Source organism: Chryseobacterium sp. GW821-FHT04C04, from assembly GCF_059420365.1.
This window is the reverse complement of record NZ_JBWKTO010000003.1, coordinates 538,088-562,666: the sequence shown is the minus strand read 5'-3', so window position 1 is coordinate 562,666 and position 24,579 is coordinate 538,088. Positions and strand designations below refer to the sequence as shown.

General features: G+C 36.6%; 28 protein-coding genes and 1 tRNA gene. 12 read left to right on the top strand and 17 right to left on the bottom strand.

The features are described from left to right. Positions 1-3 precede the first annotated feature (3 nt). Together AC07UM_RS12430 and AC07UM_RS12425 are read right to left on the bottom strand one after the other, a co-directional pair. Positions 4-78 (bottom strand) — tRNA-Val (locus tag AC07UM_RS12430). Positions 79-120: 42 nt separating this feature from the next. Beyond that, positions 121-1,365, bottom strand: coding sequence for a bifunctional folylpolyglutamate synthase/dihydrofolate synthase (locus tag AC07UM_RS12425; RefSeq protein WP_494683217.1), 1,245 nt, complete (start codon positions 1,363-1,365; stop codon positions 121-123). Between the two features lie 183 nt (positions 1,366-1,548). On the opposite strand from AC07UM_RS12425, the gene AC07UM_RS12420 reads away from it, so the two are divergent. From AC07UM_RS12420 to AC07UM_RS12400, 5 genes are read left to right on the top strand one after another with little or no spacing between them, the layout of a single operon-like run. Further along, entirely contained in the window at positions 1,549-2,871 is a 1,323-nt protein-coding gene (locus tag AC07UM_RS12420; RefSeq protein ID WP_184558916.1) for a TolC family protein, read from the top strand. Between the two features lies 1 nt (position 2,872). Then, positions 2,873-3,463, top strand: a complete 591-nt coding sequence (locus AC07UM_RS12415; protein WP_494683218.1) for a SprT-like domain-containing protein — start codon at positions 2,873-2,875, stop codon at positions 3,461-3,463. Between the two features lie 2 nt (positions 3,464-3,465). Further along, positions 3,466-4,548, top strand: a complete 1,083-nt coding sequence (locus AC07UM_RS12410; protein ID WP_228409946.1) for a mannose-1-phosphate guanylyltransferase — start codon at positions 3,466-3,468, stop codon at positions 4,546-4,548. A 32-nt stretch (positions 4,549-4,580) separates the two neighbouring features. Further along, positions 4,581-5,243, top strand: coding sequence for a hypothetical protein (locus tag AC07UM_RS12405; protein ID WP_494683219.1), 663 nt, complete (start codon positions 4,581-4,583; stop codon positions 5,241-5,243). Further along, entirely contained in the window at positions 5,212-5,745 is a 534-nt protein-coding gene (locus tag AC07UM_RS12400) for a GNAT family N-acetyltransferase (RefSeq protein WP_494683220.1), read from the top strand. Before AC07UM_RS12405 ends, AC07UM_RS12400 begins: the two co-directional genes overlap by 32 nt. Before the next feature lie 90 nt (positions 5,746-5,835). Here the strand turns inward: AC07UM_RS12400 and bcp are convergent, their stop codons facing one another. Continuing rightward, entirely contained in the window at positions 5,836-6,285 is a 450-nt protein-coding gene (bcp, locus tag AC07UM_RS12395; protein ID WP_494683221.1) for a thioredoxin-dependent thiol peroxidase, read from the bottom strand. 33 nt (positions 6,286-6,318) lie between these two features. On the opposite strand from bcp, the gene AC07UM_RS12390 reads away from it, so the two are divergent. Next, complete coding sequence (locus AC07UM_RS12390) at positions 6,319-6,939, top strand: endonuclease III domain-containing protein (protein WP_494683222.1); 621 nt, start codon at positions 6,319-6,321, stop codon at positions 6,937-6,939. Positions 6,940-7,056: 117 nt separating this feature from the next. On the opposite strand, the gene AC07UM_RS12385 is transcribed toward AC07UM_RS12390, so the two are convergent. The 3 genes from AC07UM_RS12385 to AC07UM_RS12375 are packed head-to-tail and all read right to left on the bottom strand — an operon-like array spanning position 7,057 to position 10,551. Further along, positions 7,057-7,503: a DinB family protein gene (locus AC07UM_RS12385; RefSeq protein ID WP_494683223.1), complete on the bottom strand. Its 447-nt coding sequence runs from the start codon at positions 7,501-7,503 to the stop codon at positions 7,057-7,059. A gap of 7 nt (positions 7,504-7,510) precedes the next feature. Continuing rightward, complete coding sequence (locus AC07UM_RS12380; protein ID WP_494683224.1) at positions 7,511-8,707, bottom strand: S41 family peptidase; 1,197 nt, start codon at positions 8,705-8,707, stop codon at positions 7,511-7,513. Between the two features lie 47 nt (positions 8,708-8,754). Continuing rightward, positions 8,755-10,551, bottom strand: coding sequence for a DUF885 domain-containing protein (locus AC07UM_RS12375; protein ID WP_494683225.1), 1,797 nt, complete (start codon positions 10,549-10,551; stop codon positions 8,755-8,757). A 170-nt stretch (positions 10,552-10,721) separates the two neighbouring features. On the opposite strand from AC07UM_RS12375, the gene AC07UM_RS12370 reads away from it, so the two are divergent. The 4 genes from AC07UM_RS12370 (at position 10,722) to AC07UM_RS12355 (ending at position 13,397) form a co-directional block, all read left to right on the top strand. After that, positions 10,722-11,183 (top strand): hypothetical protein, encoded by a 462-nt coding sequence (locus tag AC07UM_RS12370; protein ID WP_077413277.1) that lies wholly within the window; start codon positions 10,722-10,724, stop codon positions 11,181-11,183. Between the two features lie 173 nt (positions 11,184-11,356). Then, a complete protein-coding gene (locus AC07UM_RS12365; protein ID WP_494683226.1) occupies positions 11,357-12,061 on the top strand; it encodes a MotA/TolQ/ExbB proton channel family protein in 705 nt (234 codons plus the stop codon). 11 nt (positions 12,062-12,072) lie between these two features. Beyond that, complete coding sequence (locus AC07UM_RS12360) at positions 12,073-12,471, top strand: ExbD/TolR family protein (protein ID WP_494683227.1); 399 nt, start codon at positions 12,073-12,075, stop codon at positions 12,469-12,471. A 35-nt stretch (positions 12,472-12,506) separates the two neighbouring features. Then, complete coding sequence (locus AC07UM_RS12355; protein ID WP_494683228.1) at positions 12,507-13,397, top strand: ferric siderophore ABC transporter substrate-binding protein; 891 nt, start codon at positions 12,507-12,509, stop codon at positions 13,395-13,397. Between the two features lie 14 nt (positions 13,398-13,411). On the opposite strand, the gene AC07UM_RS12350 is transcribed toward AC07UM_RS12355, so the two are convergent. The 9 genes from AC07UM_RS12350 to AC07UM_RS12310 all read right to left on the bottom strand — a co-directional run bounded on the left by AC07UM_RS12350 (position 13,412) and on the right by AC07UM_RS12310 (position 21,092). After that, on the bottom strand, positions 13,412-13,804 hold the full coding sequence (locus tag AC07UM_RS12350; RefSeq protein ID WP_103233187.1) for a hypothetical protein: 393 nt from the start codon (positions 13,802-13,804) through the stop codon (positions 13,412-13,414). Positions 13,805-13,869: 65 nt separating this feature from the next. Beyond that, positions 13,870-15,273 carry a nucleoside recognition domain-containing protein gene (locus AC07UM_RS12345; RefSeq protein ID WP_494683229.1) on the bottom strand — a complete coding sequence of 468 codons (1,404 nt, stop codon included), beginning with the start codon at positions 15,271-15,273 and terminating at the stop codon, positions 13,870-13,872. 304 nt (positions 15,274-15,577) lie between these two features. Next, positions 15,578-16,087, bottom strand: a complete 510-nt coding sequence (locus tag AC07UM_RS12340) for a DUF6973 domain-containing protein (protein ID WP_494683230.1) — start codon at positions 16,085-16,087, stop codon at positions 15,578-15,580. 54 nt (positions 16,088-16,141) lie between these two features. Next, the gene (gene accD / locus AC07UM_RS12335) at positions 16,142-16,996 is read right to left on the bottom strand and encodes an acetyl-CoA carboxylase, carboxyltransferase subunit beta (RefSeq protein WP_124532861.1); all 855 of its coding nucleotides are present in this window, start codon (positions 16,994-16,996) and stop codon (positions 16,142-16,144) included. Between the two features lie 89 nt (positions 16,997-17,085). After that, entirely contained in the window at positions 17,086-18,156 is a 1,071-nt protein-coding gene (fbaA, locus tag AC07UM_RS12330; RefSeq protein WP_124532859.1) for a class II fructose-bisphosphate aldolase, read from the bottom strand. A 70-nt stretch (positions 18,157-18,226) separates the two neighbouring features. Continuing rightward, positions 18,227-19,093, bottom strand: a complete 867-nt coding sequence (locus AC07UM_RS12325; RefSeq protein ID WP_124532857.1) for an NAD kinase — start codon at positions 19,091-19,093, stop codon at positions 18,227-18,229. Between the two features lies 1 nt (position 19,094). After that, positions 19,095-19,748, bottom strand: a complete 654-nt coding sequence (locus tag AC07UM_RS12320; protein WP_494683231.1) for a CBS domain-containing protein — start codon at positions 19,746-19,748, stop codon at positions 19,095-19,097. 187 nt (positions 19,749-19,935) lie between these two features. After that, positions 19,936-20,466, bottom strand: a complete 531-nt coding sequence (locus tag AC07UM_RS12315) for an RNA methyltransferase (RefSeq protein WP_494683232.1) — start codon at positions 20,464-20,466, stop codon at positions 19,936-19,938. Between the two features lie 5 nt (positions 20,467-20,471). Further along, a complete protein-coding gene (locus AC07UM_RS12310; protein ID WP_494683233.1) occupies positions 20,472-21,092 on the bottom strand; it encodes a toxin-antitoxin system YwqK family antitoxin in 621 nt (206 codons plus the stop codon). 55 nt (positions 21,093-21,147) lie between these two features. Here AC07UM_RS12310 and AC07UM_RS12305 point away from each other — a divergent pair, with 55 nt between their 5' ends. Then, complete coding sequence (locus AC07UM_RS12305; protein ID WP_494683234.1) at positions 21,148-21,747, top strand: hypothetical protein; 600 nt, start codon at positions 21,148-21,150, stop codon at positions 21,745-21,747. 12 nt (positions 21,748-21,759) lie between these two features. Here AC07UM_RS12305 and AC07UM_RS12300 read toward each other — a convergent pair whose 3' ends face one another. Next, on the bottom strand, positions 21,760-22,638 hold the full coding sequence (locus tag AC07UM_RS12300; protein ID WP_494683235.1) for a bestrophin family protein: 879 nt from the start codon (positions 22,636-22,638) through the stop codon (positions 21,760-21,762). A gap of 347 nt (positions 22,639-22,985) precedes the next feature. Here AC07UM_RS12300 and AC07UM_RS12295 point away from each other — a divergent pair, with 347 nt between their 5' ends. Next, entirely contained in the window at positions 22,986-23,864 is an 879-nt protein-coding gene (locus tag AC07UM_RS12295) for a cupin-like domain-containing protein (protein ID WP_494683237.1), read from the top strand. Positions 23,865-24,040: 176 nt separating this feature from the next. Here the strand turns inward: AC07UM_RS12295 and AC07UM_RS12290 are convergent, their stop codons facing one another. Further along, positions 24,041-24,571: a GNAT family N-acetyltransferase gene (locus tag AC07UM_RS12290; protein WP_494683238.1), complete on the bottom strand. Its 531-nt coding sequence runs from the start codon at positions 24,569-24,571 to the stop codon at positions 24,041-24,043. Positions 24,572-24,579 lie beyond the last annotated feature (8 nt).

The window sequence follows — 24,579 nt, the reverse complement described above, 5'->3', positions numbered from 1 at the left end:
GTGTGGGCCCTGAGGGATTCGAACCCCCGACCCTCTGGGTGTAAACCAGATGCTCTGAACCAACTGAGCTAAGAGCCCCTATAACTTGTTTCCTCGTTTAGAGTGGTGCAAATATACAACTTATTCAGAAATCTCCAAATTTTTTTCTAAAAAATCTCCCACAACAAAGTTACTTCCGCCAATAAAAATCATTTCTTCATTTGTACAGTGTTCTTTTGCAGACAGATACGCTTCTTGTACGGAATCAAAAATTTTATAAAAAATTTCCGCCTCCTGAAGCAGATTTTCATAATCTTTCGGGTGTCTTCCCCTGTTGACAGATGGTTTTGCAAAATAAAACTCAGAATTTTCAGGAAGTAAATTCATCACATCATCTATTTTTTTATCATTTACAAACCCCAAAATGACGTGCTTGTGCCTGTCAATTGAATTTAATTGTGAAAAAACATACTCCAAACCTGCCTGATTATGTCCCGTATCACAAATTGTAAGCGGATTTTTTGAAAATTCGAACCAACGGCCAATGAATCCTGTATTCTGATGAACATGGAGCAGTCCGTTTTCCAGATCCTTGTCGGAAATAGCTACTTCCAGTTTTCTTAATTCTTCTACCATAGCCAGGACAACCCTGATGTTCTTTTTCTGGTAGTTTCCTTTCAGATCTGAAGAAAGGGAAGTATTAATATTGGTGGCATCTATACATGGAGCATTTTCTTTAATTGCTTTCTCTCTGATGATATTTTTCACTACTTCGTTGTCATCACCCGAGACAATAGGGATGTTACTTTTAATAATTCCCGCTTTTTCCGTTGCGATTTCTTCAATCGTATCCCCCAGAATATTCTGATGATCCAGCTGAACGTTCGTTATGGCAGAGATAAGAGGCTTAATAATGTTGGTTGAGTCCAGTCTTCCTCCCAATCCGACTTCAATAATGGCAAAATCTACCTGCTGCTGATAAAAATATTCAAAAGCCATAATTGTGGTAAACTCAAAAAAGGAAGGACGAATATCTTCCGGAATTGTCTTTAGTTTTTGAATAAAATCAAAGACAAATTCTTTATTGCAGTTTTTCCCGTTAACCTTAATGCGCTCTGTGAAATCGATAAGATGCGGAGAATTGTATAGTCCTATTTTATAGCCTGCTTCCTGAAGAACTGATGCCAGCATGTTGCTTGAAGAGCCTTTTCCGTTGGTCCCACCGATATGGATGCATTTGATCTTATCCTGAGGATTTCCAAAGAAAGTACAAAGCTTTGTTATATTATCAAGCCCGGGTTTGTAAGCCTGCTGTCCATCGATCTGGTAGTTGGGCATCTGTACGAAAAGCCAGTCAATAGCTTCCTGATATTGTTCGTTTGTCATGGTACAAAATTCTCAAAAGTTTTTTTAAAATAAAATATAATTTTTCAATCTGTAACTTTTTTATATTTAATTCGTCTAATATTGAAAAATCTTTAATATGAAATCGTTGTGATTTACAAGTTACAACACTGATGAAGATGACACGATTCCATATGACCATTAAAAACAAATAAACATATACATATGAAAAAAGTTTGGATCATCGTTTTTGGATTAGGTTATCTGGGTTTAAGTGCTCAGAAGAAATGGTCCTTAAAAGAATGTGTAAGCTATGCAGTGGAGCATAATCTTCAGGTTATCCAAAATCAGTATAACAAACAAAACCAGGAATACAATCTTAAAGCAGCTCAAAAAGAATATTTGCCTTCAGTAACGGGGAGTATGACGACTGGGGTGAGTTTCGGACAAGGATCATTAGGAGCCGGAAGCTTTAGAAACGATAGATTCAATAACAGTGTTGGCCTGGGAGCCGATATCTTGGTTTATAATAATGGGAGATTAGAGAAGAATGTTCGAAAAGCTCAGTTTGATGTAGAAGCAAGCCAATATGACATTGAAACCATTAAAAATGATATTTCTCTTCAGATTGCTCAACAATATCTAACCACTTTGTTGAATAAAGAGATTGTTAAAATCTCTCAGAGTGCTGTGGGAAATGCTCAGAAACAGTTTGACAGAGCTAAAATTACAACTCAGGTTGGAACCACTGCACAGACGGTTTTAGCAGAGGCTGAAGCTGCTCTGGCAAGAGAGAAACAAAACCTTAAAACCGCAGAAGTAAATGTTGGACGTGCTTTGTTTGCCATCGCTCAGCTTTTACAACTGTCAGATTATAAAGGTTTTGATGTGGAAGATGTGAATATTCCGGAAAAACTTGATTTACAACTTACTACCGCAGATGATGTACTTGCAACTGCATATGAGATACAACCTCAGATAAAAGCAGCGGAAAGCCGTATAAGATCTGCCGAAGCACAAACTGAAGTAAGCAAAACAGCATTCTGGCCTACATTAACAGCAAGCGCTGGTCTTAACACTTTCTATAACAGGCAGTTTGATCCTATGCCAGGTACTGTGCAGGGGAATTTTTTTGAACAATATAAAGATCAGTTTGGACAAAATGTAGGGCTATCACTTAATATCCCTATTTTCAATAAAGGAAAAACAAAATTACAGGTTGAACAGTCTAAGGTTAACGAAAGTCTTGCTAAAAATACACTTGAGCAGCAGAAACAGACCGTAAGACAGAATGTACAGAAAGCTCAGTTTGATGCAGACGCCAATTATGAAAATTACCTGGCAGCTGTGGAAGCCGAAAAAAGTTCCAAACTGGCTCTTGATTTTGCTGATAAAAGCTATGCTGCGGGAAGAACAACCATCTATGACGTCAACGTGGCAAGAAATAATTATGCAAATGCACAGGGATCAGTAGCACAGGCGAAATATAATTATCTTTTCAGTCTTAAACTATTGAATTTCTATGCGGGAATTCCATTAAGTTTGTAAAATGTCTATCCAATCATTAGAAAAATATTTACCTCAAAATACTCTTAAATATTTAAGAATCTGGTTTTCAGATCACTATATACATATAAAAGTTACACGAAATAGAAATTCAAAACTGGGAGATTACAGAAAACTTCCGGATAATTCTCATGAAATTACGGTAAACTCTACGCTTACCCCACAACTTTTTTTCTTTGTATTGACCCATGAATTGGCTCATTTGATTGCCTTTGAAAAATATGGACGAAGAATCTCTCCTCATGGCAACGAGTGGAAAGAAACTTTTAGAAATATGCTTCTTGAAAGTCTTGAAATTTATGATCAAGAACTCAAGCCGATCATCGTGAAATTTTCGAAATCACCCAAAGCAAATTTTATGGCGAGTCCTGATCTGGTAAGATATTTTCATACTGAAAAACAGGATAGTAGTCTTCATTTTGTAGAAGAACTTCAGAAGGGTGATTTTTTTATATACCGCAACGAAAAGTATTTATTGGAAGGTCTGGTTAAAAAAAACTATCTTTGTAAGAACCTGGCTACTGGAAGGAAGTATTCTTTCAAGCCTTTAGCGAGGGTGCAAAAATGTAGTTAAGAATGTTAAAATCAGATAGATACTGTGTTATAATGGCGGGAGGAATCGGGAGCCGGTTCTGGCCGATGAGTACGCAGAAATTTCCCAAACAGTTTCAGGATATTTTAGGAACCGGACGTACGATGATTCAGCAAACCTATGACAGAATCAGCAAGGTGATTCCTAAGGAGCAGATATTCGTGATTACGAACAAAGAGTATGTTACACTATCCCATCAGCAGCTTCCGGAGATTCCTGAAGAAAATATTGTGGGTGAGCCGTTGATGAAAAATACAGCTGCCTGTAATCTGTATATGGCAAACAAAATTGCTGAGATCAATCCGGATGCTACCATGATTGTGCTGCCGGCAGATCACCTGATTCTTAAAGAAGATGTATTTTTGGAAAAAGTAGAGCTTGCCTTTGAGGTGGCTTCACAACATGATTATTTGGTAACATTGGGTATTACCCCTACAAGGCCTGATACCGGATATGGATACATTCAGTTTGTAGAAAAGAAAGCTTCTGAGTATTTTAAAGTAAAAACATTCACAGAAAAACCTATTCTTGAGATTGCCCAAAGCTTTTTAGAAAGCGGGGACTTCCTTTGGAATGCGGGTATTTTTGTATGGAATGTAAAAAGTATTCATCATGCTTTTGACCTTTATCTTCCTGAGATGATGCAGCATTTTATGGCTTGTGAGTACAATTCAGAAAAAGAAAACAGCTGTATTGAAACCATTTACCCTAAGGTTCAGAAAATCTCCATTGATAATGGGATTTTAGAGAAAGCAAAGAATGTATATGTAATTCCGTCAGACTTAGGATGGAGTGACCTTGGAACCTGGACGTCAGTGTTTGAAAATACGGAAAAGGATAAAGACGGAAACGCGGTAACACTGAAACATTTACTTTCTTATAATTCAAAAGGAAATATTATCCGGTTAAGGAATAATAACAAGGCGGTAATCATTGATGGTCTTGAAAATTATATTGTTGTAGATACCGATAAAGCGCTTCTTATTTGTCCGCGGGATAATGACCAGCTCATTAAAGATTATGTTCTTGACTTAAAAAACTTTAAGAAGGGCGAGAAGTTTATGTAAAATTTGGTATATTTTCTACTCATTTTTAAATTATGATTAAAGCTGCAACCCGATTTACAATTCTTATATTTTTACTTTTGGGAATCTTAGGATATTCTCAGGAGAAGAAAAAATTTTCAAGCATTCCGAATATTTTGCAACAGATCAACCCAAGTAGTAGAGTAGATTCATGGGTGTTGATATACAACAGCTATGGAAAAGGGCAAGAAATAAAGATTTCGGGGAAGGTAGATTATACCCCTCAGTTTTCAGGGTTCAACCTTTTTCCTAATGAAGAAAGCTTTTACTACATCGCTTATTCGGAAGGAGGGAAAGTAAATTATGTTACTGATGTGGAAGGCCTTAAAAAATTTATTGACCGCATTGATAATGCTCAGGAAGCTGCTGTAATGATGGCTGCTGAAGGTTATATGGTAGATGAGGAGTTCAAAGATCTTGCTGGGAACTATCATGAAGATAAATCGAATTATTATCTTGACCTTGGAAAGCTGACTTCAAAGGAGTGTCCTTACCAAAAAACCCATTATACCGTGACTGTAAATAAATCAACAGGAGCTGTAAGCAATGTAAAGGACAATGGAACCTATATTGAGCTTTACAATAAAAAATGTGCTAATAACCCGAGACTTTTAAAAATCGAAAAAAAGGAAGAACCAAAGAAAGATGAGCCTAGAAAAACACCCAAGCGCAAATAATATCTATGAGACTGAGCGACTAATATTACGTCCGATGTCCAGTGAAGACAGCGATTTTATTTTTGAGCTTTATAACAGACCAAAGTTTATTCAATATATCGGCAACCGCAATGTTAATACCATTGAAGACGCTGAAAATTATATCCTAAACAGATTTGCCCCACAGATTGAAAGACTGGGGTTTGGAAACTATCTTTTAGTGACCAAAGAAGGGAGTGAAAAAATAGGAGCAGTAGGAATCTTCGAAAGAGAAGGGCTTGATGTGGTAGATATCGGATATTCTCTACTGGAAGAGTTTGAAGGAAAAGGATATGCTTTTGAAGCAGCTCATAAGGTTAAATCTATAGGGATGGATGATTTTGGATTATCTAAAATTTCTGCGATCATTTCAAAAGATAATGTTTCTTCCCAAAAGCTGATCGAAAAGCTTGGTTTAAAGTTTCAAAAATACGTGACTCTTCCCGGGGAGACCGAAGAACTAAATTACTACGAAACAGAATAATACATCCATAAAAAATCTTTTCACAAATAACACAGATACATAATTGTGCTATTTGTGAAAAGATTTGTGTTATCTGTGTTTTAAAAAATATTATCCTTCCAGAATCTGCTCAGCAGCAGTCTTTGAAGTTACTTTTTCAATTACTCTTGTACATACCCCATTTTCATCAAAAATAAAAGTGGTTCTTACAATTCCCATATACGTTTTTCCAAACGTTTTTTTCTCCTGCCATACTCCGAATTTTTCAATGATATCGCGACTTTCATCTGCAATAAGATCATAAGGAAAAGCAAATTTGCTGTGGAAATTCTTCTGTTTTTTCACAGAATCACCACTTACGCCCAATAATTGAAATCCGGCCTTTTTAAGCTTGGTATAATTATCACTCAGGTTGCAGGCTTCTACCGTGCAGGTGGGTGTATTGGCCTGTGGATAGAAGAAAACCACCAGTTTTTTTCTAGTTAATTTTGATGAGGTTACTGTTTCACCGTCTTGATTGAATCCTGCAAATTCAGGTAATTTATCTCCAACTTTCAGCATAATGATTTAATTTTGTTCAAATTTAAGGCATACATGACAAAAAAACAAAGAGCTGAGCTCGTTCAGATAGAACTGGATAAATTATATCCCACCACACCCATTCCGCTAGATCACACCGATCCCTATACATTGATGGTTGCCGTAGCACTTTCTGCGCAGACCACAGATAAAAAAGTAAACCAGGTTACCCCCGATCTTTTTGCAGTAGCAGGAACACCGCAGAGAATGGCGAAGCTTGAAGAATTTGAAATCAAAGAACTGATTAAAGAAATAGGACTGTCTAATACAAAGGCCAAAAACCTGAAAAGAATGGCCGAACTTCTCTTAGAAAGACATGACGGTATTGTTCCTCAGACTTATGAAGAATTGGAAGCGCTTCCGGGAGTAGGACACAAGACTGCTTCGGTAGTCATGAGCCAGGGATTCGGGTTTCCCGCCTTTCCTGTAGATACACACATTCACCGTTTGATGACCCAGTGGAAGCTTACCTCCGGAAAAAATGTAGTGGAAACCGAGCGTGATGCTAAAAGTTTATTCCCGGAAGAAGTATGGAATAAGCTTCACCTTCAGATCATTTTCTATGGCAGAGAATATTCTCCGGCAAGAGGAAAAGGAGAAAAGGATTTTATTACGAAGATGATCTTTCAGAAGTAATTTTCTTATTGAGTTAAAATAAATTTTCCCCTGAAAAAGTCTTTGAATTTTATACCATGTCAAGGTTTTAAACCTTGACATGGTATAAAAGATCATGCAAAAGAAAGTGAAAGGGAATTAATAATCCAGCAACCTTCTGTGGTAATTAATCTGTCCCAAATGATAATCTAAATGAGCAACAAGATGAATAAGAAAATAATCTGTGGTCATTTTGCTTTCAAAAACTACTAAAGGATATTCTTTTGTAAGATCTTCTTCAGACAATTTTGGAAGAACAGAATCTATCATAGCAATTGTAGCTTCAACCTTTTTGATGAGCTCGGCTTTAGGAACATCTTTTAAAGAGAATTCCAGCTCGCGGTGTCTGACATAACCGGTATTTCCAAGCTGCGCGCCTATAAAATGGTTGATGTTTCCCACTAAATGAAGACAAAGATTACCTGCAGAATTGGCGATACTCTTATCAATTACCCAAAGATTTTCTTCAGTCTGATAGGCTTCTATCTCTGTTTTTAATTTATTTAAATCTCTGTTGAAAAGAGATCTTATACTTTCTGTGATCATATCAATTTTATTGTATTTCTTTAGCTTTTTGGATCGTTTCTTCAATATTTCTTGTTAGGATTCCGGGAATAAAATTTTCTCTTGGCGTTCCGTTGATATGATATAATCTTTCCGTTGGAATCTGAAATCTTATTTTAGTTTCGCTGAGTTGAAAATTGGAAATTGCTCCTATTAAACCGGCCATTCTTGTACCGATAATTTGTGCTTTTTTCATTCCGTCAAACCCAATGGCAATTCCTTCTCCCATACTTCCGGTCCAGTGTCCTACAAGAATATAAACATTACCGCTGTAAATTTCTTTTCTCGGAGTTACATACTCTGTCCAATGCCTTTTAGTCTGATATTCCTTTTCATCAAATTCGTGAGTCTGATAGGGCAGAAGTTGGTTGGTAAATCTTCCCATAATAGCCCTGGCAACCGTTGAATTTCCTCCCCCTGGAGTCTCTGTTAAATCAATAATCAAATTTTTGTGTTGAAATAAACTGTCGAGTGTTTTATCAAAATCAGCGATTAAGTCATTGGTAAATAGTGAATTATTTATTTTGATGTAGGCTGTGTTTTTATTTAATATCTTTTTATATAACAGCTCATTTCTGTTACCATAATTAACAGGTTTGAATATCTTTTCTTTTCCGTTTTCTATTGCTGTAATCTCTCTTTGAGTGCCATGTGTGCCTGCAAAAAGCATATCAATGCTGTATTGATTCATTCTTTGATCAGGATGGGTTGTGAATTTTGGAAGAAATTTTTTCAATTGTTCCTCAATAGGATTTCCGTTAAATCTTGTTACTTCCATTCCTATTTTCAACCCAGACAGATCGGCTCCAAAACCTTTTCGGATGTCTCTGATGAAATACTTATTTCCTGTTTTCTCAACATGTAGATCCAAACCAGATGGGATCAACCTGTTTGACGTATTCAGGTTCGTATTTAAAGAGGTATGACCATTATAAAGCTCATTAAGAATATTTTCGAGGAATGAAATGAACTCGTTGTCATTTGAAATTTTGATCACTTGTGGCTCGTAAATTTCTTTCACCTTCTTCCAGTCAATATTTTGCTGATCTAAATACGCATAATGATCATTAATGTCCGTCCAGAATTCAATAAAATCCTTTTGATATTTGGTTTGAGCAAAAAATGTGCTTCCTGTACTTAGGAATAAAGTAAGTAAGAATAATTTTGTTAGACTTTTAATATTCATGGCAATTTGTTGATATCATGAGAAAACAAAAATAGTCTCATAAGAAACTATTTTTGTTTTTGAGCCCAAAGCTCCATTTTTCTGTTCAGAACATCCAAAGGAAGACATCCTTGGCTTAATACTTCGTCATGGAAACTCGCCAGATTGAATTTTTTTCCTAATTCTTTCTGATATTTTTCTCTCAACTCACGGATTCTTAAAGAACCTATTTTGTAGCCTAAAGCCTGTCCCGGCATTGCCATATATCTTTCTACTTCTGCTGTGGCAGACCCCTCGTCATAAGAAATGTTGCTTAAGAAATATTTGATGGCTTCTTCTCTTGACATTTTCCCGGTATGAAGTCCCGTATCTACTACAAGTCGTACTGCTCTCAACATCTGATCGCTTAAATATCCCATCTTTTGATAAGGATCTGTATATAAACCGAACTCAGGGCCTAGTGTTTCACAATAATGTGCCCATCCTTCCCCATACGCTCCGAACCATCCGAATCTCATAAATTTAGGAAGTTTTGTGTTTTCCTGCTGAAGAGAAACCTGATAATGATGTCCTGGAATTGCCTCATGAAGGAAAAGAGACTCCATTCCTGAGGTAACATTAAATTTGGTAGGATCTGGCAGCGGAACATAAAATATACCCGCTCTTTTTCCATCCGGAGTTCCGGGAATATATTCAGCGCTGGCACTTGCTTCTCTAAATTTCTCCGTCTGTCTGATTTCAAATTTTGTTTTTGGAGTTACGTTAAACATCGTTTTCAGTTTCGGCGTAATCTTCGTTAGAATGCCATTGAAAGCATTCAAAACCTCTTTAGAAGTTTTATAAGGCATCGCCTTCGGATCTGTTTTTACAAAAGTGATAAACTCTTCCAGTGTTCCGGAGAAACCTACCTGCTGTTTTACTTTTTCCATTTCTGCACGAAGCATTGCTACCTGCTGTAGTCCGATTTTATTGATCTCAGTAGGAGATTTCTTGGTGGTGGTCCAGCTTTTTACATAATAGTTGTAAATTTCATTACCGTTAGGAAGGCTGTTGTATCCATCTGTATCTCTTGCCTTTGGAAGATATTCTTTCTCTAAGAATACTCCCATTTTTGTGTAGGCAGGAATGATTTTTTTCGTGATAACATCTTTATAAAGTGCTGAAAATTTGTCTCTCTGATCCTGAGTAAAGCTTTTCGGGAAGTTTTTAACCGGTCCGTAGAAAATGTTTTTTTCCATGTCAGACGTTGTGATTTCCTCTGCTTTCATTTGAGGAATCATTTTGACAACCAGTTTTTTAGGAAGAACTACCTTATTGCTGATTCCTTCACGGAAGTTATCTGCGGCGGCATTCATCCATTCAGGGAATTTTTCCATTCTTTTTAACCAATTACTGTAATCTTTTTCAGTTTTGAAAGGCTGGCTCCCCTGTCCGCTTCCATACAATGGAAAAGTAAGCGGGAGACCTCCGAATTGGGTAAAAGGAATATACTCGGGATGATAGGCATATGCCTCAATTTTATCCTTTAAAGTATAATCCAGCACATCATATACTACTTTATCTTCATCAGAAAGCGTTTTGTAATCTACATGCTCCAGCTGTTTCTGTACAGAATTGTAGAAAGCGACTTCCCCTGAGATAAAATCTTTATCAATATTGATAGGAAGCTGGTCGTTGTATCTTGTATCTCCCTGAGAGGTAGCATCCAAAGGGTATAGCTTCAGATACTGCTCATAGTAGTTGGAAGCAATAGAGTCCAGATTGCTGGGCGTTACTTTTGTAAGAGGAGAATCCGATTTTTTGCATGAAGCAAGACCGATCATCAATACCAGCCCCAGAATACCTTTTGATAAAATGTTTTTCATTTTCAGAATCTTTATGAAAACAAAAATAAGTATTATTGGGGTATTCAGACTTATGGTATGAATTGATTTTAAAAAAATTATTTTCAAAATCCTTTTAACTTTGAATCAATTTTTTATCTTTGTCTAAAACGTTTAACAATCATATTATTACAGTTCTTTTTTAAGAAAAAATGAAAGGGATTTTAAAAATTTACCATCCGGAGGAGACGCTAAAATACAATATCAGAAATACTTATTGTAAAGCAGTCTACAGCAATCAACAACATTTTTTAGAGGTTGAAGTTATTACGGATGACAGTTTGGATCACGTAGACGATGATTCACTACAGTACAACTTTCCGCAGCTTTCACTTGAAGTTTTTGATTTTCCTATCGAATCAGCGGAAATAGAAGGAAAAACTATCACAATCAATGACTCTGATGAAGAAACCTACACCGAAGTAGATCTTTTCGATGACGAAGATGCTTATATCTACGACAACGAGCTTCTTTTCGAAAGAAATGAAGAAGGAGAGCTTCAGGTCATCTGGAAGGGTACCATTGATGATTTCTATACCGGATCAGATACACCGATTCCTTTTAGATTAAAATGCGAATTCAAGCAGGATGATATTGAGGTAGACGAGGATTAGCAGAAACCTTGTTCCTTTTTTACTATCAAATTTCTTTTCAAATTATTTTTGGAAAGAAATTTGCTATTGGTAAATAATAACAAATTTTAAGTTGTTTTTAAGCAATTTTTAAGAGTTCAATTCATAATATTCTATTACATTTGTCGTTGAAACTTTAATAAAATTCACATTTAATGCTGTTAACGGAACTTTCTCAGATTTTATTTGCACAAATCGCCACACCTGCAGTTGCTGCAGACAACTTAGAGTTCTCATTCTGGAAAATCATGTTTCATGGGGGTGCATTCGCTAAAATAGTGATGGCCATTGTGTTGCTGTTGGGAATATTTTCTCTCTATCTGTTTTTTGAAAGATTTTTCTTTATCAAAAGACTCACTTCAAAAACGGATTCCAACTTCATGAACAATATCGAAGACTTTATAAAAGCAGGAAAAATAGAGGCTGCGGCAGATTATTGCAAAACACAGAACTCTCCGGAAGGAAGAATTTTAGAAAAAGGAATTTCAAGATTGGGACGTCCTGTTTCTGATATTGTAAGTGCCATGGAATCGCAGGCTCAGGTAGAAGTTGCTAGTATGGAGAAAAACCTTAACCTTTTGGCGGTGGTACCAAGTATCGCACCGATGTTAGGTCTTTTGGGTACAGTAATCGGGATGATTATTGCTTTCTTTAATCTATCCCACGCAACAGGATCTTTCTCTCCAAAAACACTTTCAGAAGGTATTTATACCGCTTTAGGACAGACGGCAGTAGGTTTGGCAGTAGCAATTCCTGCTAATTTCTGTTACAATATTCTTTTGACAAGGATTGATAAGTTTGTGCTGAAAGCTCAGAATATGTCAGGAGAATTTTTAGACCTTATCAATAAACCTTTATAAAATTTCTTGCGATGAAAATTCAGAGAAGAAATAAAGCAAACCCGGAATTCAGTTTAGCAGCGATGACAGACGTTATCCTGTTGATGCTGATCTTCTTTATGATCACCTCTTCTGCCGCCAATCAAAGCGCCATTGATGTGAATCTGCCGAAAGCCGGAGCTGTTGACGATAATATACCCAATCCTGTTACGGTAAGTATCAAGCCGGATGGTTCATTCTTTGTAGATGATAACCCTGTTAATAAAGGAGAACTGGAGAAAGTTATTGTTGATAAATTAGCCAGTCAGACGAATAAATCTTTCACGATCAGAGCCGACGAAAATACGCTGCATAAAGATGTTGTTTTTGTAATGGAAATCGCTGAAAAACATAAATTTAACATTGCTATTGCAACGGTTAAAGATAAATAACAGATCCGGATTTCCGGAAAGAATTACTTTTTAAGATGAAAAGCTATACAGCAAACAGAAACGACGAAAACAAAGATAGGATAAAGAGCGCCGTGCTTTCTATTCTTATCTGGGCTGCCGTTTTGCTTTTTGTTTTTTTATATAAATTAAAACCTGAACTGGATAAAGAACCTGAAGTGGTAACGACTATGTTGGTGAACTTCGGAGATAACAGAAACGGAAAAGGTATTGAAGAACCTGCTGAGCAGCCGGGAAGCCTTGCTGCAGCTACAGAAGAAGTGACACCTGAGCCAGCAGAAACACCTGTTCCGGAAACAAAAACTGTAGTACAACCAGAACCGGTACCTACTCCCGCACCAAAGAAACCAGAAGTTAAGGAGAAGGTTATTACGGGAAACAATTCAAAAGCAACCGTTCCTAAAAAGGAAGATTCAAAAAAAGCTGAGAAAAAAGAAGCAACAAGTGCGAGCGCTTCAAAAAATACCAAGAAATCAGGCGCTGCTACAGCCAATTCAAAAACCGGAAACGGGGATGGAAAAGGAAATGCTGCTATTGGAAACCTGATTAAAGGAAGAGGTACAAAAGCAGGAAGCCAAGGGACAGGAGAAGGAATCGGAAATGCAGGAGATCCTTTAGGTGGAGATGGAAACGGAGACAGTAAAGTTGGAATTGATAGAAAGCTCGTAGGCTATATTCCTGGAACAATGGGAAGAGGAGGAGCTCAGCCTTCTCACAGCTGTACTGTAAGTGGATCAATTACCATTGCTTATACTGTAGATAAAGCAGGAAATGTGGTGTCTGCAAGAAGAGCCGGAGGGGTTTCAGACCCTTGTGTATCCTCCACATCTGTGGCATGGGTGAAGAAATATGTAAAGGCAGAGAAAGCCAATACATCATCAACCGGAAGTTATAAAATTACATTCTAAAATACAAAAGCACTTTATTCAAGTGCTTTTTTTAATTCATTTATTCTGTTGATAATCGGAAGGGCAAAAATACCGCTGGTCTGAAGATACAGCTCATAAAATGTCTTTGCTTTATCCTGAAAGTCTTTATTCTGATCATGCCTGCTGTTGAAGTAGAAAAGGTTTCCAAGCATTTCATAATAATCTTTGTGATCCCTTTCTTGCCTTTCGTTAACGATAGCAATGATTTCTTCCTTGGTCTTAGAAGAGACTTCTGTGAAACTTATCTTGAAAATATCTCTCATCAAAGTATCAAAATCCAGTTCTTTCTGCATTAAACTTTCTTCAGGTTTATCCAGGATCAATTTTTCTAATGCCTGAGTCAATTGGCGAATGAGTCTTAAAGTAAATTCTTTATCTGTAATCATAATGATTTAAAGTTTTAAGTTTAGTGTTTAAAGTTAATAACATCGGCCTCAACCAGCACTTTTAATTAAGCAAAGAACAAATAAGCTAAGGCAATTGCAGTGATAACACCGACTAAATCGGCCAGAAGCATAGCAATTACTGTGTATCTTGTATTCTTAACGGCAACGGCGCCAAAATAAACCGCGATCACATAGAACGTCGTATCTGAGCTTCCCTGAAGTACGGCCGCTAGTTTCCCCTGGAAACTATCAGCCCCAAATGTTGACATTGTATCCACCATCATTCCTCTTGCTCCTGAACCAGATAAAGGTTTGATTAAAGCCGTTGGAAGTCCATCAACAAATCTTGGATCCATATGGGCAACGTTGGCCACCCACTTCATTCCGTCAATGATCACATCAAAAACACCAGAAGTTCTTAATAAGGAAATGGCAATCAACATTCCAACCAGATAAGGGATAATCTTGACGCAGGTGGTAAAACCTTCTTTTGCCCCTTCAATAAAGGCATCAAAAACATTGATTTTTTTATAAACAGCTCCAAGTACTATGGCAAGGAAAATAAAGAGAATAAGTCCATTGCTTAATATCTTACTGAAGTCATCCAGTTCATCTTTGCTTAGTTGTACAAGATATACCACCAGTAAAGCAATAACGGCTGAAATTCCTCCTACATAAGCGATAACGACAGGGCGAAGCAGGTTGATCTTCTGGTATAAAGAAACAATAATCATCGCAGCCAATGTAGCCGCAAAAGTAGCAATCATACAGGGCAGAAATATATCAGTAGGGGTCTTTGAACCCATGGATGCTCTGATGGCAATAATGGATACAGGAATTAAAGTCATCCCTCCGGCATGGAGACATAAAAACATAATCTGAGAATTGCTGGCGGTATCTTTATTAGGATTTAAGCTCTGTAAACTTTCCATTGCTTTTAGGCCAAAAGGAGTTGCTGCATTATCCAATCCCAGAAGGTTGGCACTGAAATTCATCAACATATGTCCAAAAGCGGGATGGTTTTTAGGGACGTCGGGAAATAATTTGGAGAAAAACGGCTGTATCAGGCGGCTTAGAAGATTGATTCCTCCTGCTTTTTCAGCAATACTCATGAATCCCATGAAAAGCGTCATGATCCCGATAAGACCAATACAGATCTTTACCGCTGTTTCTGAGGTTCCGATCACTCCATCAGCCTCCTGAACACGATAAACGCTTACATTTTGTTTTAAAGAATCTGTTTTGTAGTGAATTCTGCTGTCGGCAAAATCATTTTTTTTCATCAGACTGTCTCTGATAACAGGAGAAAGGCTGTTCATCGGTTGAGATACAACCTTCACGGTATCACCACCTTTTCCCACAACCATATCATTAAAAATAGTTTTGTAGTGAGCTGATGAAACGTATTTTATACTGGCAATGGCAATGGCAATGATAATAAAGGCCGACCAAATTCTGCTGAGAACCATCTGATTGATTTAATTGTTTAAACTTATCAAAAATACTTTAAACCACAAAAATAACTAAAGCCTTTTGTTATTCTAGTGTGAGAGAACTAATGATGGTTTACTGATTTCAAATTATTTTAACGCAATGCACGCAAAGGTTTTTAATGATGAAGTTTGATTTTTCCGTTCGCGAAGGCGTTAGCACTAAGCAAAGAGAACTTCAATTATGGAACACTGCTGAATGAAATGCCCTTGCGGACGAAAATATGCATAAAGTTTTTAAATTTTCCTTGCGATCTTTAGCGTTTAAAATAAAATGAATTATTTACTCTTCCAAATAGACAAGGTACCCTTCAAAATCATCATCCAGATTTTTCAGAACTTTGGCATCATCCATTTTTTTGATCAATGCCTCTACAAAAAAGCTTTTTTCAAAAAACTGGCGGTGAATGCCCGGTAGAAGCTCCATGAAATAATCCATTCCGATTTTATTGTTGTGGAGATCCATTTTTGTCTCCAAAGGTTCATTCGGGAATAGTTCTTCATGCATATCTGTAATTCTTTTGCAAAAATCAAGTGCTTTTTTAGGAGAAGAAATTTTGCAGCAGTACATCATAATGAAGCAGCACCACAAGGCATGTCTGAAAGCATTTCCAATACCATTAGTAGAGGCCGTTTTGGGGAATTTTTTCTGTGCTATGGTGAAAGCTTTTACAGTAGCATAGAAACTTAACAGGGCAAAAAGGGGATGAGGAAGGATAAGTGATAAAAGACGCATAATCTTTTTAAAACTCATACTTCTGATGGTATTGAAAAATATCTTAAAAGTCCTCATAAATAAAAATCTCTCCCTAATTAGAGAGAGATTGTATTGTTTTTGTTACAGATACTATGCTTTTACAGCTAATAAATTGACTGTTTTAGCAACAGTATCCTGAATTTCAGTTCTTTTTACGATGAAATCTACAAATCCTTTTTCCTGTAAGAATTCTGATGTCTGGAATCCTTCCGGTAAGTCTCTACCGATCGTCTCACGGATTACTCTTGGTCCTGCGAAACCGATCAATGCTCCCGGTTCTGCCATGATGATATCGGCGGTCATTGCAAAAGAAGCTGTGATTCCTCCGAATGTAGGGTCACAAAGGTAAGCGATGTATAAAAGTCCTGCTTCAGAAAGCTGAGCTAATTTAGCCTGAACTTTTGCCAGCTGCATCAAAGAGTAGGTTGCTTCCTGCATTCTTGCTCCTCCGGACTGACAGATAATCATATACGGAAGTTTATTGGCAATACAGTAATCTACTGCTCTTCTGATTTTTTCTCCCATTACAGATCCTAAAGATCCACCAATAAAAGCAAAATCCATACAAGAAACTACCATTTCAGTACCCTTTACAGTTCCTACAGCATTTCTGATAGAGTCTGTAAGTTTTGTCTTCGCTTTTACTTCTTTTAAACGGTCTTTGTAAGGTTTTGTATCTTTAAAGTTTAAGATATCAATACTTTCAACATTAGCATCCAGTTCGGTAAATTTACCACCGTCAAAAAGGATGTCAAAAAATTCCGAACTTCCTATTCTTACATGAAATCCGTCTTCAGGAGAAACATAGTTATTTCTCTTTAGTTCATCATGTTCCACAACTTTTCCGGATGGAGTCTGATGCCATAGACCTTTGGGAACGTCCTTTTTTTCATCAGTAGAAGTGGTAATGTTTTTTGCTTTTCTTTTAAACCAGTCGAATGCCATTTTTGCTTGTATTAATGTATAAATGTAAAATGTACCCATGTAAATGTATTTCTATGAATACTTTTTACATCGGTACAAATGTACAGTTCTTATTTTAAAGTATTTACGTTATTTAAATCTTCAAATGCTTTCACCAATCTTGTAGAGAATGTGTCTTCACCTTTTCTTACCCAAACTCTTGGGTCATAGAATTTTTTGTTAGGTTTTTCCTCTCCTTCAGGGTTTCCGATTTGAGTTCTTAAATACTCAATATTATTTACCATATAATCTCTAACGCCTTCTGTATATGCAAACTGAAGGTCAGTATCGATATTCATTTTAATTACTCCGTAGTCGATAGCCTCTCTGATCTCTTCTAAAGTAGATCCTGAACCTCCGTGGAATACAAAATTAACAGGTTTCGCTGCCGTTCCGAATTTTTCCTGAACATATTTCTGAGAATTGTCAAGGATTTTCGGTGTAAGCACTACGTTTCCTGGCTTGTAAACTCCGTGTACGTTACCGAATGCTGCCGCAATGGTAAAGTTGTCAGAAATAGCTTTTAACTTTTCATAAGTATACGCTATATCTTCAGGCTGAGTATATAATTTAGAGTTATCAACGTCTGAGTTGTCAACACCATCTTCTTCACCACCAGTAACTCCGATTTCTACTTCAAGAGTCATCTGAAGTTTTGCCATTCTTTCGAAATATTGAGCTGAAATCTCAAGGTTTTCTTCTAAAGATTCCTCAGAAAGGTCCAGCATATGAGAAGAGTAAAGAGATTTTCCTGTCTGCTTGAAGAATTCTTCGTTAGCATCCATCAATCCGTCGATCCAAGGAAGTAATTTCTTTGCACAGTGGTCTGTGTGTAGAATGACTGTTGCTCCGTAAGCTTCAGCAAGAGTGTGAATATGTTTTGCACCAGCAATAGATCCTAAGATGGCAGCCTTTTGTCCGTCATTGTTTAATCCTTTTCCTGCGTTGAATGCAGCTCCACCATTTGAAAACTGAATAATTACAGGAGCGTTCAATTTCGCTGCAGTTTCCATCACAGCATTGATGTTGCTTGATCCAATTACGTTTACTGCAGGTAATGCAAATTTGTTTTCTTTAGCATACTGAAAGATATCAGTAACTAGCTGACCTGTGGCAACTCCTGCCGGAAAAATTCTGCTCATGTTTTACTTTTTATTATAAATTTATTAGGTGTTTTAATTTTGTGTAAAGGTAATCATTTTTAAGAAATTACTAATTTCTTTTATCCCTGCCCCAAAGTAGCTTCTGACGGATGGTTTCATAGAAACTCAACCCGTTGGGCTGTACCAGAAGAAGCTGGAATCCCGCCTTTTTGATAATAATTTCCTTATCAGTTTCGATATGGATCAATCGGGAATCCAAAGAAAGGGAGTATTGAGGTACACGGCTTTCTACCCTGAATTTTATTTCTACTTTATCATTTACCACCAATGGCCTCACATTCAGATTGTGAGGGGCAATAGGAGTGATGACAAAATTTTCGTTGTTCGGAGAAATGATTGGTCCACCACAACTCAAAGAGTAGGCGGTAGAACCGGTAGGGGTTGAAATGATCACACCATCACCCCAAAATACATTCAAAAACTCATCATTGATATAAGAATCTACCGTAATCATGGAGGTGGTTTCTTTTCTGGAAACAGTGACATCGTTCAATGCATAAGGAAAAAAACCTTCCAGATTGGGAGATACCACTTCAATGACAGAACGGCGGCTTGTTTTTACATCTCCTTTTAAGATGGAATCCAGTTCTTTAAAGGCTTCTTCTTTCGTAAAAAAAGCTAGAAATCCAAGTCTTCCCGTATTCACTCCTACAACAGGAATTTCAAGATCTTCAATGAATGTTAATGAATTTACGATTGTTCCATCTCCGCCAAAAGTGAAAAACAGATCTACTTCTTTATCCAGAAGATCCTGTTTACAGTTGAATGTTTCGAAGATTTTTGAAAACTGAAGTGCTTCAGCCATTTCATCATATAGAACAGATTTTACATCTCTGGCTTCAAGTTCAGAGATAAACTTGCTTAAATATAAAAAAGTATCAAGATCTTTTTTCTGAGAATATATGGCTGCCTTCATGTTATATTTCTATGAATTTTTGTAAAAAACCAAAACGGTCTTTAAACAGATCGGACTTCTCATCAGAATAATATTTTTCAACAATTCTGTAATCGTACCGGTCAAAAGTTGAGTCTATCGAGGCCAGATTTTCACTACTGATTTTGATGGTCACATGGATCACTTCATCAGACATGAAACTTATAAACCCACCGTAGAATTTAGCATTATTGGTTTCTACAATACTGGCAATTTCCGTCATTGAATATTTTCTGGCGGGAGTTTCTACAGTAAGAATAGCTCCTGATTCTGAAAATAAAGGATAACGGGAAAGATCCTGAAAGATATCTTCACAGGTAATATATCCCAGATATTTTTCATTCTTATTAATTACCGGAATCACGTTGGAACTAAACGTATAAAACAGACGGATACTGTCCATAATATTATTGTCTTCCAAAATAGCAAACCGCTCAATCTGGTGCTCCAGGTCCTTCAGGGTTCCACCCTCTTCTTCATACAGAAAGTCCATTGCAATAGCTCCGTAGAAGTGATGGGATTTTTTGATGAAAACATGGGAATATCCGAAATCTTCCAATATATCTCTGGCCGACTCTATAGAGTCAGACAGGCTAAAACATGGAAAGTCTTTAGAGATATAGTCCTTGATAAACATTGTGCTAATTTATAAAAAATTAAATGAAACTTTTTCTGAAAACACCACTTTTTTTAAGATGAAACAAAAAAAATGCCATCAAAATTTGATAGTAAAGAAAAAAAAAGTACCTTTGTCGCCTTTCATTTTTACTTTTTATTAGATTTATTTCAAACTGCACTGTCTACTAATGACATATGCAGTTTTTTTATTTTAAAGCTTTTGCAAATTCCCACATCACAATTCCTGCACATACACTTACATTAAGAGAATGTTTGGTTCCAAGCTGCGGAATCTCTAAGAATACATCAATATTAGGCAGCACTTCATCACTGATTCCTTCTACTTCATTTCCTAAAATCAGTGCATATTTCTTCGATCTGTCAATCGTAAAATCAGTAATAAGCTTGCTGCTGGTCGTCTGCTCGATTCCGATAATTTCGTACCCTTTGCTTTTCAGATCAGCAATTGCCGTATTGGTATCTGATTCATGAGACCAGTCTACACTTTCCGTAGCTCCCAGTGCCGCTTTATGAATTTCACGATGAGGAGGCTGGGGGGTAATTCCGCAAAGAACGATTTTTTCAATTAAAAAGGCATCTGCCGTTCTGAAAGCTGCACCTACGTTGTGCATACTTCTGATATTGTCTAAAATGATGACCAACGGAATTTTTTCAACCTTCTTAAATGTTTCTACATCTATTCTGTTAAGTTCTTCCAGTTTTAGTTTCTGTACCAATTGTATTATTTTGTTGAGATTAATTTTCCTTCTTTATAGACCTCGGTCTTTTCTATGCTTCCGTCTTCACGGTAATGAACCCTGTTGCCATTTCTTTTATCGTTGGCAAGCTCCGTCTCACGCTGTAGTTTTCCAGAGGGATAAAATACTTTCCATTTTCCGGTAGCAAGGCCGTTGTCATACTGTCCGATATCTTTCAATGATTTTCCGTCTTCATGAAAGGTTCTGCTTTCACCCTGTAATTTATTGAATTTATAATTCGAAATTTCAGTTATTTTACCTGCAGGAGAATAAAAAGTGGCCGTAAGACTGTTGTCATAAACATTCTTTTCCCCATTTCTAAAAGCTTCTTTAGAAGTGAGTACTCCGTTTTTATCAAAATAGGACCATTCTTTTACTTTGAATCCCTTTTTGTATTCTCCTTTTGACTGTACTTTTCCGTTGTCGTAATAAAAAATGGCATCGCCATCCACTTTCCCTTTTTTCCATTCTACTGTATTTTTTACTTGCCCGTTATCATAGAATTCTTTACAAGATCCCTCTTGTAATCCGTCTTTATATCCACAAGGTTTCTGTGCCATAACGATAGTGGAAGCGGAAAAAAACAATAGAAAAATGTACTTCATAGCTATTTTTATTTCAAAAATAGTAAAATACTTATATTTGACTCAAAAATATACTATGAAAAAATTATTCACATTATTCATACTGATGTTGGGGTTTGTGTACCTGGGAGCACAAAATACGTATTATCCTCAAGCTTTTTTTGATAAAAAAATGGCCCGTGATATGCTTGGATTCGGGAATTCTACCATTGAAGGGGTGGCTTCTACCAAGCAGAAGACAGCCCTGGGCATTAAGCCTTTGCTGGGAGAAAAACATTATGCAAAGCAAGGAACAGTAATCATGCTCTTTCCGGTGACTCCTTATTTTGAAGAGTTTTATGATATGAGAAGGAAATATGAAAACAAAAAAAATACGGTGTATATGTCTGAAGAGGCTTTTAAATATAGAGTAGAGGCATTAACGGATGACCGTGGCAGATTTAAGTTTGAAAAACTGAAACCCGGCAAATATTATCTTGAGACGATTATCAATTTTACAGCGACAGCCAGTTACCAGAAGCAGACAGGAACCACAGATACTTATAATGGGATGGGAGGATATATGTATTCCTCTCCTATATATAATACATTTTTCTACGGTTATTCTGCTGCCAACAGGGAAAGCAAGTTTGTAGAAATAAAACAAGACGGAGAATTAAAAGAAATCAAGCTTTAAAAGCTTGATTTTTTATTTTCTAATCATAATCTGATGTACATTTTTTTCAATATTCTGTGCCAATGCTTCCATAGGAATATCGTTTTCATCATTATTGAAAGGGTCTTCAATTTCTTCCGCAATAAGCTCAAGGCTCATCAATACATAATAGACAAAAACGGTAAGCGGGATCATAAAAAGACCAATGGTAATGACATAAGCAATAGGCAGTGCAAAAACGTACAGGATAATAAATTTCTTGATGAAAGAGGAATAAGAATAGGGAATTGGTGTATTTTTGATTCTCTCACAACCTCCGCATACATCCAGGAAACCAGATAGTTGAGTGTCTAAATATAGCATTTCAATTTCTGAAATCTTACCTTCCTTCTTTAATAGGTTCAATTTATGGCTCATCAGAATAATCATCTCACTCGGGCCATGATTTTTTAAAGAATTTTCTATTTCAGAATAATCTTCGTCCAAAGCGAGCCTTGTAGATTCTTTAGAAAGATGCTTGGCTAAAAAGTGAGGAAAAAATTTTAAATACCGTGCGATTTGTTCTGCATCCTGACGGTTGTCCCCCAAAATGGTATTGATCTTTATAGCAAAGTTTCGGGTGTCATTTACCAGTTTTCCCCAAAGTTTACGACCTTCCCACCATCTGTCATAAGCCGTGTTGGTTCTGAAAACCAGTAAAAGAGAAAGAACAAAACCCAGCAGAGAATGAATCATTCCCACATTGCTGATTCCGGATTTTGAAGTAAGATGCAGATATTCTACTTCCAGATACTGAATGCCCCAGGAATACAATCCTACAAGAACCATACTTGGAAAAAGAATTTTTAAGGTATCGCTTTTGTGTAAACTGAAAAGGATTTTAATGAAATGTTTGGTGTTGTAGGCTCTCATAAGTTGACTTATTACTACAAATATAATTTTTTTTCATTTAGTGCTGACTTACGGTAACCCGTAAAATTTATACTGAAAGACCTCTTTATTTTGCTTTAAAAACTAAAACATGGGTTATTATAGAAAGGGACACTTCAAAAAAAACGGAACCTGGGTAAGCGGTCATTATGTGAATACCCGCGGCAGAGTAAGGGGAAGCAAAAGTTCTCCGGGTTGTGCTTTCATTTTTTTGGGTGGAATCATTTCCATACTGCTGTATTTATTAAAGTAAGTTTTTATCTCTTCTTTTAAAATTTTTGCAGGTTTCAAAAAAAGACTATTTTTAGTTCGCACTAAATATAAAATACATGATCCTCGAAAACGTAGATATTGTAAATGATATCAGTAAAGAAGATTTTCAGAAGAACTATTTTAAAAAAAAGAAACCTCTTTTAATCAAGAATTTCGCCAGTCGATGGGATGCTTTTGAAAAGTGGAATCTGGCCTATATCCTGGAAAAAGCAGGAGATCAGGAGGTTCCGCTGTACAACAATAAGCCGGCTGATGCTGCGAAAAGCTCAGATGCTCCGGTCACCCGTATGAAAATGAAGGAGTATATTGATACGATAAAAAGTAAGCCTTCAGATCTGCGAATCTTTTTCTATATCATCACAGACAAACTTCCTGAGCTATTGAAAAATTTCACCTATCCGGATTTGGGGATGAAGTTTTTCAAAAGACTGCCTACTTTATTCTTCGGGGGAAGTGAAGCTCATGTTTTAATGCATTATGATGTGGATCTGGGTGATTTTATGCATATCCATTTTGAAGGAAAAAAAAGAATCCTGCTATTTGACCAGAAGCAATCTCCGTTTTTATATAAAGTTCCCTTATCGGTTCATACAATTTATGAACTGGATTATGAGAATCCGGATTATGAAAAGTTTCCGGCCCTGAAATATGCGAAAGGCTATGAAATTTTCATGGAACATGGTGATGCGCTCTTTATTCCCGGGGCATTCTGGCATTTCAACAGATACTTGGAGCCCGGTTTTTCACTGTCTTTAAGAGCTCTTCCCAATAAGCCCAATGTCTTTGCCAATATGCTGTATCACGTCTTTATTATGAGATATACAGATAAACTCATGCGTAAGCTTTTCAAAGCCAAATGGGTGGATTATAAGCAGAAATGGGCCTATAAAAAAAGTTCCGAGGCTTTGGAGAAACATCTTAAAACGGAAAGATAAAGATGACAGGTTAGATAATTTTATCGCAAGGACGCAAGTTTTGATTTATTAAGTTCGCAAAGGCGTTTCACTCATCGAAGCAAGATTTCCATTGCTAAATGAAATGGCTTTGCGAACGAAAAATAAAAAGAGTTAATCAATTTTCTTTGCTTCTTTGCGTTGGATTTTGAATCAATTTATTTATTGATAAGACCAAAGATTGTGGCATCTACAAATTTCCCTTTTTCAAAAAAGAAATCTTTCAAAGTTCCTTCTTTGCTGAAATTTAAAGAAGTTAAAAGTCTTTCGGAAGAAATATTGGAAGGATCTATAAAAGCATCTACACGATGAAGTCTCATTGTTTCAAATCCATAGGTCAGAATCGGGAGAATGGCTTCTTTCATATAAGACTGCTGCCAGAATTTGGGATTAAGTTCATAGCCGACTTCTGCCCTGAAGTGTTCTCTATACCAGTTATGATAACCGCAGGTTCCGATAACCTTTCCATTAGATTTCAGTTCGAGGGCCCATCTGAACCCTTTTCCTTTTTCAAATTCACTGTTAAAATGTTGAATAATACGTCGGGAATCCTCTTCTGTTTTAAAGGTATCCAGATCATAATATACCATAACTTCATCCAGAGAAAAATACTCGAACAAGTCTTGGGTATCATCAAAAGTAAGCTGACGTAAAATAAGCCTTTCAGTTTCTAAAACAGGAAATTCCATGAATAATG

Coding starts and splice junctions, on each gene's coding strand:
- AC07UM_RS12425 (WP_494683217.1), bottom strand. CDS start 1,365: ATGACAAACGAACAATATCAGGAAGCTATTGACTGGCTTTTCGTACAG.
- AC07UM_RS12420 (WP_184558916.1), top strand. CDS start 1,549: ATGAAAAAAGTTTGGATCATCGTTTTTGGATTAGGTTATCTGGGTTTA.
- AC07UM_RS12415 (WP_494683218.1), top strand. CDS start 2,873: ATGTCTATCCAATCATTAGAAAAATATTTACCTCAAAATACTCTTAAA.
- AC07UM_RS12410 (WP_228409946.1), top strand. CDS start 3,466: ATGTTAAAATCAGATAGATACTGTGTTATAATGGCGGGAGGAATCGGG.
- AC07UM_RS12405 (WP_494683219.1), top strand. CDS start 4,581: ATGATTAAAGCTGCAACCCGATTTACAATTCTTATATTTTTACTTTTG.
- AC07UM_RS12400 (WP_494683220.1), top strand. CDS start 5,212: ATGAGCCTAGAAAAACACCCAAGCGCAAATAATATCTATGAGACTGAG.
- bcp (WP_494683221.1), bottom strand. CDS start 6,285: ATGCTGAAAGTTGGAGATAAATTACCTGAATTTGCAGGATTCAATCAA.
- AC07UM_RS12390 (WP_494683222.1), top strand. CDS start 6,319: ATGACAAAAAAACAAAGAGCTGAGCTCGTTCAGATAGAACTGGATAAA.
- AC07UM_RS12385 (WP_494683223.1), bottom strand. CDS start 7,503: ATGATCACAGAAAGTATAAGATCTCTTTTCAACAGAGATTTAAATAAA.
- AC07UM_RS12380 (WP_494683224.1), bottom strand. CDS start 8,707: ATGAATATTAAAAGTCTAACAAAATTATTCTTACTTACTTTATTCCTA.
- AC07UM_RS12375 (WP_494683225.1), bottom strand. CDS start 10,551: ATGAAAAACATTTTATCAAAAGGTATTCTGGGGCTGGTATTGATGATC.
- AC07UM_RS12370 (WP_077413277.1), top strand. CDS start 10,722: ATGAAAGGGATTTTAAAAATTTACCATCCGGAGGAGACGCTAAAATAC.
- AC07UM_RS12365 (WP_494683226.1), top strand. CDS start 11,357: ATGCTGTTAACGGAACTTTCTCAGATTTTATTTGCACAAATCGCCACA.
- AC07UM_RS12360 (WP_494683227.1), top strand. CDS start 12,073: ATGAAAATTCAGAGAAGAAATAAAGCAAACCCGGAATTCAGTTTAGCA.
- AC07UM_RS12355 (WP_494683228.1), top strand. CDS start 12,507: ATGAAAAGCTATACAGCAAACAGAAACGACGAAAACAAAGATAGGATA.
- AC07UM_RS12350 (WP_103233187.1), bottom strand. CDS start 13,804: ATGATTACAGATAAAGAATTTACTTTAAGACTCATTCGCCAATTGACT.
- AC07UM_RS12345 (WP_494683229.1), bottom strand. CDS start 15,273: ATGGTTCTCAGCAGAATTTGGTCGGCCTTTATTATCATTGCCATTGCC.
- AC07UM_RS12340 (WP_494683230.1), bottom strand. CDS start 16,087: ATGAGGACTTTTAAGATATTTTTCAATACCATCAGAAGTATGAGTTTT.
- accD (WP_124532861.1), bottom strand. CDS start 16,996: ATGGCATTCGACTGGTTTAAAAGAAAAGCAAAAAACATTACCACTTCT.
- fbaA (WP_124532859.1), bottom strand. CDS start 18,156: ATGAGCAGAATTTTTCCGGCAGGAGTTGCCACAGGTCAGCTAGTTACT.
- AC07UM_RS12325 (WP_124532857.1), bottom strand. CDS start 19,093: ATGAAGGCAGCCATATATTCTCAGAAAAAAGATCTTGATACTTTTTTA.
- AC07UM_RS12320 (WP_494683231.1), bottom strand. CDS start 19,748: ATGTTTATCAAGGACTATATCTCTAAAGACTTTCCATGTTTTAGCCTG.
- AC07UM_RS12310 (WP_494683233.1), bottom strand. CDS start 21,092: ATGAAGTACATTTTTCTATTGTTTTTTTCCGCTTCCACTATCGTTATG.
- AC07UM_RS12305 (WP_494683234.1), top strand. CDS start 21,148: ATGAAAAAATTATTCACATTATTCATACTGATGTTGGGGTTTGTGTAC.
- AC07UM_RS12300 (WP_494683235.1), bottom strand. CDS start 22,638: ATGAGAGCCTACAACACCAAACATTTCATTAAAATCCTTTTCAGTTTA.
- AC07UM_RS12295 (WP_494683237.1), top strand. CDS start 22,986: ATGATCCTCGAAAACGTAGATATTGTAAATGATATCAGTAAAGAAGAT.
- AC07UM_RS12290 (WP_494683238.1), bottom strand. CDS start 24,571: ATGGAATTTCCTGTTTTAGAAACTGAAAGGCTTATTTTACGTCAGCTT.